The sequence below is a fragment of the Stenotrophomonas sp. INTA L402-1 genome (assembly GCF_059295135.1).
This window is the reverse complement of sequence record NZ_JCAFWP010000157.1, coordinates 1-630: the sequence shown is the minus strand read 5'-3', so window position 1 is coordinate 630 and position 630 is coordinate 1. Positions and strand designations below refer to the sequence as shown.

Below are 630 nucleotides of genomic sequence, written 5' to 3'. Positions count from 1 at the left end.
AAAGAAGTGTTGAAACAGCACTTCGAAAAATCGGATAAGGAACAGTGGGGATGGAACATTGTCGAGTTCTACCTGGGCAACATTAGCGAACAAACGTTAATGGAAAGGCTCAAGGCGGACGCAACGGATAACACCTCGCTCGCTGAGCATCTCAGTGAAACCAACTTCTATTTAGGTAAGTACTACCTAAGTCTGGGGGATTTGGACAGCGCCACGGCACTGTTCAAACTGGCGGTTGCCAACAACGTTCATAACTTTGTTGAGCACCGATACGCATTGTTGGAATTATCGCTCCTGGGCCAGGACCAAGATGACCTGGCAGAATCGGACCAGCAATAGCTGACGTACACATCAGCCCGTAATCTTTTTTGATTGCCATCACCTTAACGGGTGAGGGCGTTGTTGTTCGTTAATACACCTACTTTGAGCCGGTTCACACTTTTCAATGAAAATTGCTGATCAATTTCATGATGAGTTATGTAGACTGGCCGCCATTAATTTTGAGGCACACGTACTACATGGCTGAATTCGAAACCACTTTTGCAGATCTGGGCCTGAAGGCTCCTATCCTTGAAGCCCTTAACGATCTGGGTTACGAAAAACCATCTCCAATTCAGGCAGAGTGTATTC

General features: G+C 46.3%; 2 protein-coding genes. Both read left to right on the top strand.

All coding sequences use genetic code 11. The features are described from left to right. Positions 1–339 (top strand): hypothetical protein (locus AC5O77_RS22070; RefSeq protein WP_494507205.1); only part of this gene is annotated, 339 nt, incomplete at its 5' end. Positions 340–445: 106 nt separating this feature from the next. Next, entirely contained in the window at positions 446–526 is an 81-nt protein-coding gene (gene yrbN / locus AC5O77_RS22065) for a protein YrbN (RefSeq protein ID WP_010723222.1), read from the top strand. Positions 527–630 lie beyond the last annotated feature (104 nt).